The organism is Gemmatimonadaceae bacterium (genome assembly GCA_035533755.1).
In the GTDB taxonomy this organism is placed as follows: Bacteria; Gemmatimonadota; Gemmatimonadetes; order Gemmatimonadales; family Gemmatimonadaceae; genus JAGWRI01.
This window is the reverse complement of record DATLTC010000071.1, coordinates 23,753-37,038: the sequence shown is the minus strand read 5'-3', so window position 1 is coordinate 37,038 and position 13,286 is coordinate 23,753. Positions and strand designations below refer to the sequence as shown.

Here is a 13,286-nt window from a genome sequence, read left to right as displayed (position 1 = left end):
CGGCGAATCGTGGATCTCCACCGACACGCTGCCCCTCAATGTCGTGCGATTCGGCGGCGGCGTGGGACTTGCCGCGGGGCCGCGCGGCCGGCTGGCGCGATGGACCGGGGCCCCGGGCCGGCGCTGAGGCCGGTCAGCGCTCGATGACCGTCGTGACTCCGCCCGAGAGGATGAACGCCATCACGTTCGAGCTCTCGGCGTCCAGCCGCCGCACCTGCGACGCCGGGAACACCACCAGGTTGCCGGCGAACCCGTACGACTGCGGCACGTACACCGTCACCGATTCGGGCACGCCGAACATGTCGAGCGACTCCTGCGTCAGGAACCCGAACACCATCGCCCCGGACCCGCCGGCGAGCGTCACGATCACCGGCTTGTCGAACCGCCGCTGCTCGCCCACGAACGCGTTGAGCAGGTCGCGCGTGCTCGAGTAGAGCAGGCGCACGAACGGCAGCCGCTTGAACAGGGCGTCGAGTGCCGCCAGCAGCGTGCGGCTGGCGAACGTCTGGGCCGCGAACCCCACGAGCGTGATCAGCACCACCGTGAGCACGAACCCGGCGCCGGGGATCGGCAGCGGCACCCAACCGTCGATCGTCCGGAAGATCACGTAGCAGACGTAGACCGTGATGAACGCCGGCGCGGTGACGATCAGGCCCTTGAAGAAATAGTTCAGCAGACGGGTCATGGCGGTCGCGGATTGAGGAGGACGGGGCGCGAATGCGCGAAGGGCCCCCGCCAGAGCGGGAGCCCTTCGTGAACGCCTGGCGCTGCTGGAGCTTACTGCGCCGTGAATGGAATCGAAAGCTCGGGGCGGCCCGCGGCGTCCCTGATCGCGCCGGCCAGGCTATCGAACCCCGCGCAACCTGGCCCCGGCCGCCCGGCCGGGGCAAGTTACAGTGCCGTAGGTGACGCACCGCGCGGTGGCGCAGTCGTTCACAGGGGATTCCTGGCGACGCGTGCATGAGCGCACGCGGGATCACGCGGCTCGACTCATCTACCAACAGGCGGGAGACTCATGAAAAAGCTGTTCGGCACCATCGGGGCCTTCGTCGGGAGCACCGTGGGTTGGGCGATCACCGCCAAGCTGGGGATGATGACGGCGTTCATCTTCAGCACGATCGTCGGGGGCGTGGGCGCGTACTACGGCGCCAAGATGGCGGACCGGATCATCGGATAGCGCATCAGCGGTTGGTCCCGTTCATGCGTTGAATCACGGGGGCGCGACCCGCGCGCCCCTTCGTCTTGCCCGTGCCCGCCTTCGCCCGCCGTGACCCCACTTGACCTCTCGAGCGACGTCGCCCTCGTGGCGGTGTGCCTGCTCACCTGCAACCTGCTGCTCGGGCTGTTGCTCTCCATGCACTACAATCCGTGGAAACACTGGCCCCACCGCCGCTTCAACTACTTCAAGCTCCACAACTGGACGGGGTACGTGGCCCTGGCGCTGGCCGTTCTGCACGCCGTCCTGCTGCTGGCCGTGAAGACGCCCGCGTTCCGGTTCATCGACATCGTCTACCCCGTGAACGGGCCCAAGCAGCCGTGGATCAACTCCATCGGCGCCGCGTCGCTGTACGTGCTGGGCGCGGTCGTGGTCACGTCGTACTACCGCGTGGAGATCGGGCGCGGCCGGTGGAAGCTGTTCCACTACCTCACGTATCTCACGGCGGCGCTGTTCTTCATGCACGGGGTGCTCACCGACCCCACGCTCAAGGACGCCCCGATCGACTATCTCGACGGCGAGAAGGTCCTGATCGAGGTGTCCGCGCTGCTCGTGGTCGCCGTGTCCGCCTACCGGTTGCGATGGGGGCTGCGCCACCGCCGCCACAAGGACGTGGTTCCGGCGGTGTCGCGCGCCGCGTGACGCGGCGCACTTCCGCGCGGCGGCCGCCGGGGAAAGATTCCCCGCATGACGCGTCCGTGGATTCTCGCGCTGTGCCTCGGCGCCGCTGCCTGCGGCTACCGGAGCGCCCCCACGCAGCCCGCCACACCGCCGGTGTCGTCGGTGGTGCTGGCGCCGGCCAGCCCCACGGTGGCCGTGGGCCAGACCGTCCAGCTCACCGCCACGGCGCTCGACGCCCACGGCGGTGCCATCGCGGGACTCCACGTCACCTGGGGCTCATCCGATCCGGCGGTGGCGACCGTGGACCAGCACGGGCTCGTGATGGGCATCGCCGGCGGCAATTCGAAGATTTCAGCCACGATAAGCGGCGCCACCGGCGCGCTCGACGTGGCCGTCACCACCCACTGACCCGCCCCTTACAGCAGCCGCTTGTGGCGCTTGCGGCGCCGGCTCTTGGCGGAGCGCCGGTACTCGCGCCGCGGGGTCTCCGAGATCGCCACGAGCGCCATCTCGGCCGTGTGCCGCGAGAGCTTCCACCGCACGCGGCCGCGCTGGTCGCGGCGGATCTTCTCCAGCCGCGCCCGCACCTCGGGCTCGCCGCGCTCGCCGTCCGATGGTTTCCGGTCCATATTCGCTCGTGAGAAAGCCCGACCACTGATACAACCCCGTGACACCGAAGTTCAGTCACGCGTACGATTCTGACCCGCCTGGAACGCTTCGATGACCGCTCGCACCACCACGTCCCCCGTGCCCCCGCAGTCGCCGGCGCCGTCGCTCGCCGAGCACTGGATGCCGTTCACCGCCAACCGCGCGTTCAAACAGGCGCCGCGTCTGCTCGTCTCGGCCAAGGACATGCACTATGTGGCCGCCGACGGACGCCGCGTGCTCGACGGCACCGCCGGCATGTGGTGCGTGAACGCCGGCCACGCCCGCGAGCCCATCGTGCGCGCCGTGGCCGAGCAGGCCGCCACGCTCGACTACGCGCCCGGGTTCCAGATGGGGCATCCGCTGGCGTTCGAGCTCGCGCATCGCGTGGCCCGGCTCGCGCCCGGCGATCTCAAACGCGTCTTCTTCACCAACTCCGGATCGGAAGCCGTGGACACGGCGCTCAAGATCGCCCTCGCATATTGGAAGGCGCGCGGCGAACCCGGGCGCGTGCGCTTCGTGGGCCGCCAGCGCGGCTACCACGGCGTGGGATTCGGCGGCACGTCGGTGGGCGGCATCGACGCCAACCGCCGCCAGTTCGAGGGGCAGCTCCTGCCCAACGTCGATCACCTGCCGCACACCCACGACCTCGAACACAACGCCTTCAGTCGCGGCCAGCCGGCCTGGGGCGCCGAACTCGCCGATACGCTCGACGCCGTGATCGCCGCGCGCGGCGCGCACACCATCGCCGCCGTGATCGTGGAGCCGATGGCGGGATCCACCGGCGTCCTCGTTCCGCCGGTGGGCTATCTGGAACGGCTGCGCGAGTTGTGCACCCGGCACGACATCCTGCTCATCTTCGACGAGGTGATCACCGGGTTCGGCCGGCTGGGCGCGCCGTTCGCCGCCCAGTACTTCGGCGTCCTCCCCGACATGATCACGGTCGCCAAAGGCATCACCAACGCCGCCGTGCCCATGGGCGCCGTGCTGGTGCACACGCGCATTCACGAGGCCGTCGTGGAGACGGCGCCGCCCGGCATCGAACTGTTCCACGGCTACACGTACTCCGGCCACCCGCTGGCCTGCGCGGCCGGCCTCGCCACGCTCGACGTCTACGAGCGCGAGGGACTGTTTGCCCGCGCCGCCGATCTGGCGCCGTACTGGGAGGAGGCCGTGCACCGGCTGGACGGCGCGCCCCACGTGGTGGACGTGCGCAACATCGGCCTCGTGGGCGCCGTCGAGGTCGCGCCGCGCGACGCGCGCCCCGGCGCCCGCGCGTTCGATGTGTTCCTCGACTGTCTCGAGCACGGCGTGCTCGTGCGCATGGCGGGCGACACGATCGCGATCTCGCCGCCGCTCATCGTGAGCACCGCCCAGATCGACGAGATCGTGACCGCGATCGCGGCCGCGCTGCAACGCGTGGCCTGACCCGCCGCCGGCCCGACGCTTGTCCACTTCCGACGCTCACGTCCGGCGCGCGCTCGCCCATCTGCGCCGCGTCGACCCCGTGATGGCGCGCGTCATGCGCCGAGTGGGGCCATACCGCCCACGCATGCGGCTGGGCCGCTCGCACTTTCACGATCTGGTGCGATCGGTGGTGTACCAGCAACTCTCCGGCAAGGCCGCGGGGACGATCCATGCGCGCTGCTGCGCGCTCTTCCCGCGCAAGCACGTGGATCCCGAGCGGCTGTTGGCGCTGTCCGACGACGCGCTCCGCGGCGCCGGCCTGTCGCGCCAGAAGATCGGCTACCTTCGCGATCTCGCGCTCAAGGTGCACACCGGAGCCGTGCCCCTCGACCGCGTGCGCTTCATGAACGACGACGAGATCATCGAGCATCTCGTGCAGGTCAAGGGCATCGGCCGCTGGACCGCGCAGATGTTCCTCATGTTCCGCCTCGGACGCCCCGACGTGCTCCCCGAGCTGGACCTCGGCATCCAGAATGCGATCCAGCGGGCCTACGGCCTGCGCCGCCGCGCCACCCCCGACGACGTCCGCCGGATCGGCGCCCCCTGGAGCCCGTACAGCACCATCGCCAGCTGGTACCTGTGGCGCTCGCTCGACTAGCGCCGGTTGGACCCGCCCCGCGCGCGGCGATAGCTTCTCGCCACGCCCCTTCCCGGAGTCCCCTCGTCATGTCGATCGCCCGCCCATCGCCCGGCGCGCGCCGCGCCTCCGCGCTGGCCCTCGTGCTCGGACTCGCGCTCCGCGCCGCGCCCGCCGCCGCCCAGCTCTCGCCCTCCGAGCAGCGGATCCGCGCCTACGTGGCCGAGCACCACGAGGACGCCATCGGCATGCTCCAGCGCGCCGTGGACATCAACAGCGGCACGATGAATCTGCCCGGCGTGCGCCGCGTGGGGGCGCTGTTCGCCGCGGCGCTCGACTCGCTGGGCTTCGAGACCCGTTGGGCGAACATGCCCGACTCGGTCAAGCGCGCCGGCCATCTCATCGCGGTGCACCGGGGCAAGCCCGGCACCACGCGCATCCTGCTCATCGGCCACTTCGACACCGTGTTCGAGGGCGAGGGCCAGCAGTTCGTGCGCGAGGACACGCTGGCCAAGGGCGCCGGCTCCAGCGACATGAAGGGCGGCGACGTGATCGCCGTGTACGCCCTCAAGGCCCTCCGCGACATCGGCGCGCTCAAGGACGCCAACATCACCGTCGTGTTCAACGGCGACGAGGAGGCCCCCGGCCTGCCGCTCGACGTGTCGCGGCGCGACCTGCGCGAGGCCGCCCAACGGAGCGATGTCGCGCTGGCCTTCGAGGGCGGCAGCCGCTCCGAAGCCTCGGTGTCGCGGCGCGGCGCCAGTTCGTGGCTACTCACCGTATCCGCCCGCCAGTCGCACTCGGCCGGGGTGTTCAGCTCGCGCGCCGGCTACGGCGCGATCTACGAAGCGGCGCGCATCCTCGACGCCTTCCGCCGCGAGCTGGTGGGACCGCGGTACCTCACGTTCAACCCCGGCGTCATCCTTGGCGGCGCCACGGTCGCCTACGACACCGCGCATCTTTCCGGCACCGTGGCCGGCAAGACCAACATCATCGCCCCGAGCGCCGTCGTGCCTGGCGACCTACGGTTCATCACCGAGGGCCAGAAGGACAGCACACGCCGGCTGATGCGCGAGATCGTGGCCCGCCACCTGCCCGGCACGTCCGCCGAGATCACGTTCGAGGACGGATATCCGGCCATGCCGATGACCCCGGGCGGCGAGCACCTGATCGCGCTCTACGACTCGACCAGCCAGTCGCTGGGGTACGGCCCCGTGCGCGCCCAGGATCCCGGGTCGCGCGGCGCCGGCGATGTCTCGTTCGTGGCGCCGTACATCGACGGCATGGACGGGCTCGGCGCCCTCGGGCGCGGCGCCCACACGCCGCGCGAAGAGGTCGATCTGAATTCACTGATCATGCAGACCGAGCGCGCCGCGGTGCTCATGGACCGTTTGCTGCATGAGAAGCCGGTAGGACGGTAGGGGCGTAGGGGGGTAGGACGGATAACTGCGGAACGCCGTCTACCCACGACCGTCCTACCCTCCTACCGTCCTACCGGCATTCACGCCAGCATCGAGGCCGGCGGTCCGAGAAATCCCTTCGGCAGCTCGGCCATCAGGTCGCGGTGCGCGAACACCACGTCCGGGTGGCGCTGCAGCATCTCCAGATACCGCGCCGCGAACGTCGTCGTGGGCGGCACCGGCGTGAACAGCGCCCGCACCTGCGCCAGCAGCGCGGCGCTCACGCCGCTCGCGATCACCGTGTGCTCCCGCTCGGCGTCGTCCAGCGCCTCGTCGATCTGCACGATGAGCTGCGACGCGGGGCGCAGCCACGCGAACGACGGCTCGTGCAGCACCGCCTGCAGATATTCGTTGGGCGTCAGGCGCCCGCGCTCCCGCTCCAGCTCCACGCGCTCCACTTCCAGCAGGAGCCGATGAACGCGCAGCAGCCCCCGCCGCGCCGTCTTCAGCGTGTTGGCCGTCAGATCGGCGGCCGCGGCCCCGGCCGTGTTGTCCGTGTCGTGCATTGCCATCCTCCCGCGCGCCGCGATCGGCGCGCTGCTACCCAAAGATAGACACCTTGGGAAGCCCGGCATCGAACCGGTGGACGCCCGGTCGCTCGCCGGAACGGAGGGTTACTTCCCGGCCGGGACTTCGAAGAGTCCCGCCGCTCCCATGCCGCCGCCGATGCACATCGTCACGAGCCCGATGCCGCCCCCGCGCGCCCGCAGTTCGTGGATCACCTGCGTCGAGAGCTTTGACCCCGTGGCCCCCAGCGGATGGCCCAGCGCGATCGCTCCGCCGTTCACGTTCACCCGCGCCGGATCCATGCCCAACTCGCGCACCACGGCCACGACCTGCGCCGCGAACGCCTCGTTGAACTCGATCAACGTCACCTGGTCGAGCGTGAGGCCGGCGCGCGCGAGCGCCTTGGGCACGGCCTTGATCGGTCCGATCCCCATCACGTCGGGATCCACGCCGGCCACGGCGAACGTGATGAACCGCGCCAGCGGATCGAGCCCCAGCGCCCTGGCGCGCTCGCCGCTCATCAGCAGCAGCGCCGCGGCGCCGTCGGAGTACGGACTCGCATTGCCCGCCGTCACGGTGCCCTTGGCCTTGAACGCCGGCCGCAGCTTGGCCAGCCCGTCCAGGGTCGCGTCGGCGCGCGGCAGTTCGTCGCGCGTGAACTCCACCGTCGTCTCGTCCTTGCTCGCCCCGTGCCATGTGGCGCGCGCCACCGGCACCGGCACGATCTGGGCGTCGAACGCCCCCGACTGCATCGCCCGCACCGCTTTCTGCTGGCTCCCCAGCGCCCACGCGTCCTGCTCCTCGCGCGACACCTTCCAGCGTTCGGCCACGCGCTCGGCGGTGAATCCCATGCCGATGTAACTCTCCACCGCTTCGGGATCGAGCCGCGTATGGTAGCCGGCCATCGGCACCTGGCTCATCATCTCGATGCCTCCGGCCAGCACGACATCGGCCATCCCGCTCAGGATCTCCTGCGCCGCGAACGCCACCGTCTGCAGCCCCGACGAGCAGAACCGGTTGACCGTGGCGCCGGGCACGTCCACCGGAAACCCGGCGCGCAGCAGCGACAGCCGCGCCACGTTCAACCCCTGTCCGGCCTCCGGCATCGCGCACCCCCAGAGGACGTCGTCCACGATCGCCGGGTCCACCCCCACGCGATCCACCGCGGCGCGCATCAACCGCGACGACAACTCCACGGGGTGCACGCCGGCCAGCGCCCCATCCTTCTTGCCACGGCCCACGGCGCTACGCACCGCCGAAACGATCACGACATCAGTCACGAGTCATCCCTCTCAGTTGCGGAGCGGTTTGCCGGTCTTGAGCATGTGCGCGATGCGCTCCTGCGTCTCCTTCGTGCCAAGCAGGCGCAGGAACGCGTCGCGCTCCAGATCGAGCACGTCGTCCTCGGTCACCGTGCGCGCCGGCCCGTCGCCGCCGCACAACACCTTCGCGATCTCCAGCGCCAGACGCACGTCGTGGTCGCTGGCCTGCCCGGCCTCGCGCATCGCCCACGCCGCGTAGTGCAGATTGCCCACGCCGGCGCGCCCCACCGCCTCGATCGTCCGCGGCGTGGGCGGCACGTAGCCCGGCGCCAGGTCGAGCACGCGCTGCTTGGCATCGGAGAGCAGCAGGTCGCGATTCATCGAGATGCGATCGCGACCGCGCAGGAACCCGAGCGCGCGCGCCTCGAGCGCGCTCGTGCTCACCGACGCCATGGCGATCATCTTGAACGCGCGCTTGGGCGCCTCGAACGGATCGGCATCATCGTACGGCGCCAGGTCCTCGGCAAACCGGAACAGCAGTTCCTTGGTGCCTCCGCCGCCCGGCAGCAGCCCCACGCCCACCTCCACCAGCCCCATGTAGAGCTCGGCGTGCGCCTGGATCTGGTCGGCGTGCAACGACCACTCGCACCCGCCCCCCAGCGTCAGCCCGAACGGTGCCATGACCACCGGGAACGGCGCCGAGCGAATGGACATCGAGCAGCCCTGGAACAGCCGCACCGCCTCCTCCAGCCCCTTCCAGTTGCCGGCCTGCGCCATCGACGACACCATGGCCAGATCGGCGCCGGCGGTGAACGTCCGCGGATCGTCGTTGCCGATCACCAGCCCCGCCAGGTTGTCGCGCGCCACGATCTCGAGTGACTTCTGCACCATCGACAGCACGCCGTCGCCCAGCGAATTCATCTTGCTGTGGAACTCGAGCAGGGCCACGCCGTCTCCGGCGTGCCAGAGCGTGGCGTCGGCCGACTCGGCCAGCGCGCGACCGGCGCGCCGCAGCGACGCCGTGCGCACCAGTCCCTCCGGCTCCTGGATCGCCTCGTACCCCTTCCAGTCCAGCGCCACCACGCGCGCGCCGTCGGCGCTGTAGTAGCCTTCCCCCGCCGCGGAGGGACGCAGCTTGGCCGCGTCGGGCAGCGCGTCCCCGAGCAGGTCGAGCTGCGCGAATGGCCCCGCCTCCCATGCGAACCCCCATTCCATGGCGTGGTCCACGTCGGGCAGATGATACGCCACCTGCGGAGCCGTCGCGATCACGTAGCGCGAGAGCCGCGTGAGGTACTCGCGCGCGAATTTTCCGTAGGCGCCCTCGAGCGCCACGGCGGCCTTGAGCCGGTCGCCCAGCGCCAGCCGCTGCGCCTTCGCGATCTCCGGCGACTCCACCTTCCGGGCCGGTGCGTACGCCATGGTCTTCCGGTCGAGCGTGTGGATGTCCTTGCCCACGCGCTTGTAGAAACCGGCGCCGCTCTTCTCCCCCAGCTGTCCGTTCTTGACCATCGCCGCGACCCACGCCGGGAGCGCGAAGTCCTCGCCGGTGGCCTGCGCCAGCCCCGCCGCCACGTGCGACAGCACGTCGAGCCCGGTGAGATCGGCGGTGCGGAACGTGGCCGACTTGGCCCGGCCGAGCAGCGGACCCGTGAGTACGTCCACCTCGTCGATCGAGAGGTCGAACTCCTCCATCATCCGGAGCGCCAGCACCATGCCGAACACGCCCAGCCGGTTGGCCACGAATCCCGGCACGTCGCGCGCCGTCACGATCCCCTTGCCCAGCACGCGCTCGCTGAACGCTCGCGCGTCGTGCAGCGTTTCCGGAGCCGTATGGGCCGTGGGAATGATCTCCAGTAGGTGCAGATAGCGCGGCGGATTGAAGAAGTGCATCCCCACGAACCGCCGCTTGAACCCCTCCGTTCGACCCTCGGTGAGCAGGGCCATCGGAATGCCCGACGTGTTCGAGGCGATGATCGCATGCGCCGGCAGCAGCCGCTCGAGTTGCGCGTAGAGCGCGCGCTTGGGCTCGATCTGTTCGATGATCGCTTCGATCACCAGGTCGCAGGCGGCCAGCCGCCCGAGATCGTCGGCGGTATTGCCGATCCGGATGAGCGAAGCCCGCCGGACATCCATGAATGCCGCCGGCCTCGCCTTCTTCGCCCGCTCCAGCCCCTGCGCCGCCGGGCCGTTGCGATCGCCCTCGGTGGCCGCGATGTCCAGCAGGTCCACCGGAATCCCCGCCGACGCGGCCAGGGCCGCGATGCTGTGCCCCATCGTTCCGGCGCCGACCACGCCAAGCCTTCGAATCCGCATCCTGCAGCCTCCGGAGTGTTTCCGAGTATCCGGCCCGGCCCGCGCCGGACCCGAGAGATATCGCATCGCACATCGGCGTGGCAGTGGAAGCGTTCCTGGCTGCTGTGGGGCCAACCCTCACTACCCAGCCGTGTAGAAATGAGACACCATCGGGCACGTTGCCACTTGTTTGCCATTTCGTCCTCGGTAATGTGTATCACATCACCGGCTTTGGCTCTGACTTAGAGTTCGTCATGGTCAGGACCAGGTTGGTCAATTCCCTCCTCAGGGACCCTCATGTCACGATCCGGGCAGTCTCCATCACCGCAATCCAGACCGCGCGGCCAGCGGTCCGGATTCACGTTGATCGAGCTCGTCATCGCCGTCGCGATGCTCGCGATCATCATGGGGGTGTCGGTCGGCCGAATCAGCGCCATCATTTCGCGCCAGCGCGTGAACCGCGCCGCCATCGCGATGAGCAACGACCTGCAGGCCGCCTTCGGTCTGGCGTTGCGCGACCGGAAGCCGGTGTTGATCAGCTTCGATACCACGACGATGCAATTGTCGGTGAAGGACGTGGCCTCCGGCGCGGTATTCCGGAAGACCTCCCTGGCCGGATTCAATCTGACGTCGTCCAACATCACCCTCTCGCGAAGCTCGGTCACCGTCTATCCGGCCGGTCTCGCCAACGACTCCCTCTCCGCCACCCTGTCGGCCACGATCGGCGGCGCCACCTACACGCAACGTGTCCGGATGACGCAGGGTGGACTGGTGCAGATCAAATGAACCGTCTTCAATCGCCTCACCAGACCCTGCCCACGCGGCGGGGGTTCTCGTTGATCGAGATCATGATCGCCATGACGATGCTCGGGATCGTGCTCGTGACGATCGCGAAGCTCTCGCTGTCCGTGGCGTCGGCCGGCCAGTCCAACAGCCTCGTCGCCAATCGCTCCGCCGCCCTCGAGCAGCAGGCCGCGCGCCTCGGCGCCATCCCGTATACCACCCTCGCGACGATGTCCAGCAAGGCCGACACGATCACCATCGGCAGCATCGCCTACACGCGGGCGATCACGCTCACGCCGGCCACCAATCGCATCGCCGTCAAGATCGTGCTCGCGCCCACCTCGAACACCGCCGCCACCGACTCGCTGCTGTTCACGCGCGCCAACGCGGCGGGCGGTTCCCCTCTGTGCTCGGGCTGCTGACATGACGTCCCCCACCAGGGCGCGCCGGGGCTTCACGCTGGCCGAACTACTGGTCTCGATGCTCATCGTCGCGATCATCGGCGCCGCGTTCACCCGTCTCGTGATCGCGCAGTCCAGGTTCTTCACCCGGGAGTACGGCGCCCGCAATGCGCGGGCGGTGGCTCGCGAATCAATGAACCTGCTGCTCACGGACCTGCGCATGGTCCAGGATTCGGGCGGCGTCGACTCCGTGTCGGCCGACGGCCGCACGGTGCGCGTGATCGTGCCCTATGCGTTCGGGCTGGCCTGCGGCAACACCTCCTCGGCCACGATCGTCAGCCTGCTCCCGTCCGATACCAGCGTGATGGCGATCGCGAAGTACGCCGGCTACGCGTGGCGCAACAGCGCCGGGCGCTACACGATCGTGACGCCCCCATCGCCGCAGGGCGCGAACAACATCACGGTGTACGGCACGCCCGCCATGTGCACCGGCACCGGGGCTGGCCAGGCCGGCATCTCCACGCTCACGGTCAACGGCCGATCGGGCCAGGTGCTCCAGCTGACCCCGGCCGCGGCCGGGATCGCGGTTCGCACCCCCGTCTTCCTCTGGCAGAAGATCACGTATTCGTTCGATTCCTCGGCGGCATTTCCCGGACTCTACGGGCTGTATCGCACCCCCGCCGGCGGCAGCAGGCAAGAACTGCTCGCGCCCTTCGATTCCACGGCGCGCTTCAAGTTCTACGTCCCCAATCAGGACACGTCCCAGACCACCGTGCCCGCGCTGTCCAACATTCGCGGACTGGACATCCTGCTCTACGGCGTGAGTCCCAAGCTGCAGTCCAACGGTCTGCGAAGCATGACCAAGATGACCACCGCGGTGTTCTTCAAGAACACGCGAAGCTTCTGAGGAGTTGAGCCATGTTGCGTCTCGAGAATCGCAAGGGATTCGCGTTGCCGATGGCCGTGCTGGTGATCGCCGTGATCACCGCCGCGCTGGCCGCCGCTTTCCTCTCCACGAACGCCGAGATCTCCGCCAATCAGGCCGAGAAGGGCACCGAGCGCGCGTTCGCCATCGCGCAGAACGGGCTCCAGCAGTTTCTCGTCCTCCGCGGAACGTCCGGGTGGTGCCAGTACTGCGGCTCGCCGCCCACGGTCACGGCGGAGTCGACGAAGGTCGCGTCGAACGGTGGCTACGCCTGGGTGGTCTCCCGCCTCGTGCACGCGACCACAGGGAGCAGCGATCCGGCCATCTACTTCGTCATGTCCACCGGTGTCGACACCACCACCAAGCTCTCCGCGGGCGGGCGCAACGTGTACGCCATGCGGGCCGTGGGCACCTATGCGCGGTGGAACACGACCGTCGTCAATGTGCTCTCCGGCTGGACGAGCCTGTCCGGCATTCAGAAGAACGGCAACGCCGGAACCATCAGCGGCACCGACCAGTGCGGAGTGGATACCACGCTCGCCGGCGTCACCGTGCCCAGCGGCGGATGGAGTTCGACCGGCGGATACCTGCCCACGGGAAATCCCCCGATCGATTCCAACCAGACCACGGCCCAACTCGCGTCGCAGGTGAAGATCGACTGGGCAGGCATCCTGGCCGGGTCGATCCCGGCGGATATCACCATCCCGCCGCAGAGCTTTCCCAGCGCGGCGACGTTCTCCGCCGACACGAGCTACTGGCCGGTCATCCGCATCCACACCAACAACTATTCGCTGCCCAACGCGGGCCGCGGCATCATCATCGCCGACAGCAACTTCGTCATCAGCGGCAGCAACATGTGGAACGGCATCCTGCTCGTGGGCGGATCGCTCACGTCCAACGGCAACAACACCACTTCCGGCGCCACGATGAGCGGCCTCAACGTCCTGCTCGGCGACACCACGGGCGCCGGCGTCGTGAACGTCGACACGTCCACGGCCAACGGCCAGAAGAGCTACGTCTACAACTCCTGTAACGTCTCGCGCGCCTCGAAGAAGCTCCAATCGTACATCGCGTATCCCAACGCCTGGCTCGACAACATCGCGATCTACTGAGGCGATCAGCGGCAGCGG

15 protein-coding genes are annotated in these 13,286 nt (G+C 69.2%); 10 read left to right on the top strand and 5 right to left on the bottom strand.

Features of this window, described 5'->3' with window-relative positions; translation table 11 throughout:
- Positions 1–133: 133 nt before the first annotated feature.
- Positions 134–685, bottom strand: a complete 552-nt coding sequence (locus VNE60_11235; GenBank protein ID HVB32090.1) for a DUF502 domain-containing protein — start codon at positions 683–685, stop codon at positions 134–136.
- 330 nt (positions 686–1,015) lie between these two features.
- On the opposite strand from VNE60_11235, the gene VNE60_11230 reads away from it, so the two are divergent.
- From VNE60_11230 to VNE60_11220, 3 genes are all read left to right on the top strand, one after another.
- A complete protein-coding gene (locus tag VNE60_11230) occupies positions 1,016–1,177 on the top strand; it encodes a hypothetical protein (protein ID HVB32089.1) in 162 nt (53 codons plus the stop codon).
- A gap of 90 nt (positions 1,178–1,267) precedes the next feature.
- A complete protein-coding gene (locus tag VNE60_11225; GenBank protein ID HVB32088.1) occupies positions 1,268–1,858 on the top strand; it encodes a ferric reductase-like transmembrane domain-containing protein in 591 nt (196 codons plus the stop codon).
- 45 nt (positions 1,859–1,903) lie between these two features.
- On the top strand, positions 1,904–2,245 hold the full coding sequence (locus VNE60_11220) for an Ig-like domain-containing protein (GenBank protein HVB32087.1): 342 nt from the start codon (positions 1,904–1,906) through the stop codon (positions 2,243–2,245).
- An 8-nt stretch (positions 2,246–2,253) separates the two neighbouring features.
- Here the strand turns inward: VNE60_11220 and VNE60_11215 are convergent, their stop codons facing one another.
- The gene (locus VNE60_11215) at positions 2,254–2,466 is read right to left on the bottom strand and encodes a hypothetical protein (GenBank protein HVB32086.1); all 213 of its coding nucleotides are present in this window, start codon (positions 2,464–2,466) and stop codon (positions 2,254–2,256) included.
- A 91-nt stretch (positions 2,467–2,557) separates the two neighbouring features.
- Between VNE60_11215 and VNE60_11210 the strand changes: the two genes are divergently transcribed.
- The 3 genes from VNE60_11210 to VNE60_11200 all read left to right on the top strand — a co-directional run bounded on the left by VNE60_11210 (position 2,558) and on the right by VNE60_11200 (position 5,947).
- Positions 2,558–3,910: an aspartate aminotransferase family protein gene (locus VNE60_11210; protein HVB32085.1), complete on the top strand. Its 1,353-nt coding sequence runs from the start codon at positions 2,558–2,560 to the stop codon at positions 3,908–3,910.
- A gap of 124 nt (positions 3,911–4,034) precedes the next feature.
- A complete protein-coding gene (locus VNE60_11205) occupies positions 4,035–4,547 on the top strand; it encodes a hypothetical protein (GenBank protein HVB32084.1) in 513 nt (170 codons plus the stop codon).
- Positions 4,548–4,615: 68 nt separating this feature from the next.
- Positions 4,616–5,947, top strand: a complete 1,332-nt coding sequence (locus VNE60_11200) for a M20/M25/M40 family metallo-hydrolase (protein HVB32083.1) — start codon at positions 4,616–4,618, stop codon at positions 5,945–5,947.
- An 80-nt stretch (positions 5,948–6,027) separates the two neighbouring features.
- On the opposite strand, the gene VNE60_11195 is transcribed toward VNE60_11200, so the two are convergent.
- The 3 genes from VNE60_11195 to VNE60_11185 all read right to left on the bottom strand — a co-directional run bounded on the left by VNE60_11195 (position 6,028) and on the right by VNE60_11185 (position 10,068).
- The gene (locus VNE60_11195; GenBank protein ID HVB32082.1) at positions 6,028–6,492 is read right to left on the bottom strand and encodes a hypothetical protein; all 465 of its coding nucleotides are present in this window, start codon (positions 6,490–6,492) and stop codon (positions 6,028–6,030) included.
- 108 nt (positions 6,493–6,600) lie between these two features.
- Positions 6,601–7,773: a thiolase family protein gene (locus VNE60_11190; GenBank protein ID HVB32081.1), complete on the bottom strand. Its 1,173-nt coding sequence runs from the start codon at positions 7,771–7,773 to the stop codon at positions 6,601–6,603.
- A 12-nt stretch (positions 7,774–7,785) separates the two neighbouring features.
- Entirely contained in the window at positions 7,786–10,068 is a 2,283-nt protein-coding gene (locus VNE60_11185; protein ID HVB32080.1) for a 3-hydroxyacyl-CoA dehydrogenase/enoyl-CoA hydratase family protein, read from the bottom strand.
- Between the two features lie 276 nt (positions 10,069–10,344).
- Between VNE60_11185 and VNE60_11180 the strand changes: the two genes are divergently transcribed.
- The 4 genes from VNE60_11180 to VNE60_11165 are packed head-to-tail and all read left to right on the top strand — an operon-like array spanning position 10,345 to position 13,268.
- The gene (locus VNE60_11180) at positions 10,345–10,833 is read left to right on the top strand and encodes a prepilin-type N-terminal cleavage/methylation domain-containing protein (GenBank protein ID HVB32079.1); all 489 of its coding nucleotides are present in this window, start codon (positions 10,345–10,347) and stop codon (positions 10,831–10,833) included.
- Complete coding sequence (locus VNE60_11175; GenBank protein ID HVB32078.1) at positions 10,830–11,252, top strand: prepilin-type N-terminal cleavage/methylation domain-containing protein; 423 nt, start codon at positions 10,830–10,832, stop codon at positions 11,250–11,252. The genes VNE60_11180 and VNE60_11175 overlap by 4 nt, the downstream gene beginning before the upstream one ends.
- Before the next feature lies 1 nt (position 11,253).
- Complete coding sequence (locus VNE60_11170; protein HVB32077.1) at positions 11,254–12,138, top strand: type II secretion system protein; 885 nt, start codon at positions 11,254–11,256, stop codon at positions 12,136–12,138.
- A gap of 11 nt (positions 12,139–12,149) precedes the next feature.
- Positions 12,150–13,268 (top strand): hypothetical protein, encoded by a 1,119-nt coding sequence (locus VNE60_11165; GenBank protein ID HVB32076.1) that lies wholly within the window; start codon positions 12,150–12,152, stop codon positions 13,266–13,268.
- Positions 13,269–13,286: the final 18 nt, after the last annotated feature.

Bases quoted from the DNA above. Each gene is read 5' to 3' on its own strand.
- VNE60_11230 (HVB32089.1), top strand. From the start codon at position 1,016: ATGAAAAAGCTGTTCGGCACCATCGGGGCCTTCGTCGGGAGCACCGTG.
- VNE60_11205 (HVB32084.1), top strand. From the start codon at position 4,035: ATGCGGCTGGGCCGCTCGCACTTTCACGATCTGGTGCGATCGGTGGTG.
- VNE60_11220 (HVB32087.1), top strand. From the start codon at position 1,904: ATGACGCGTCCGTGGATTCTCGCGCTGTGCCTCGGCGCCGCTGCCTGC.
- VNE60_11165 (HVB32076.1), top strand. From the start codon at position 12,150: ATGTTGCGTCTCGAGAATCGCAAGGGATTCGCGTTGCCGATGGCCGTG.
- VNE60_11210 (HVB32085.1), top strand. From the start codon at position 2,558: ATGACCGCTCGCACCACCACGTCCCCCGTGCCCCCGCAGTCGCCGGCG.
- VNE60_11185 (HVB32080.1), bottom strand. From the start codon at position 10,068: ATGCGGATTCGAAGGCTTGGCGTGGTCGGCGCCGGAACGATGGGGCAC.
- VNE60_11180 (HVB32079.1), top strand. From the start codon at position 10,345: ATGTCACGATCCGGGCAGTCTCCATCACCGCAATCCAGACCGCGCGGC.
- VNE60_11195 (HVB32082.1), bottom strand. From the start codon at position 6,492: ATGCACGACACGGACAACACGGCCGGGGCCGCGGCCGCCGATCTGACG.
- VNE60_11235 (HVB32090.1), bottom strand. From the start codon at position 685: ATGACCCGTCTGCTGAACTATTTCTTCAAGGGCCTGATCGTCACCGCG.
- VNE60_11200 (HVB32083.1), top strand. From the start codon at position 4,616: ATGTCGATCGCCCGCCCATCGCCCGGCGCGCGCCGCGCCTCCGCGCTG.
- VNE60_11215 (HVB32086.1), bottom strand. From the start codon at position 2,466: ATGGACCGGAAACCATCGGACGGCGAGCGCGGCGAGCCCGAGGTGCGG.
- VNE60_11175 (HVB32078.1), top strand. From the start codon at position 10,830: ATGAACCGTCTTCAATCGCCTCACCAGACCCTGCCCACGCGGCGGGGG.
- VNE60_11170 (HVB32077.1), top strand. From the start codon at position 11,254: ATGACGTCCCCCACCAGGGCGCGCCGGGGCTTCACGCTGGCCGAACTA.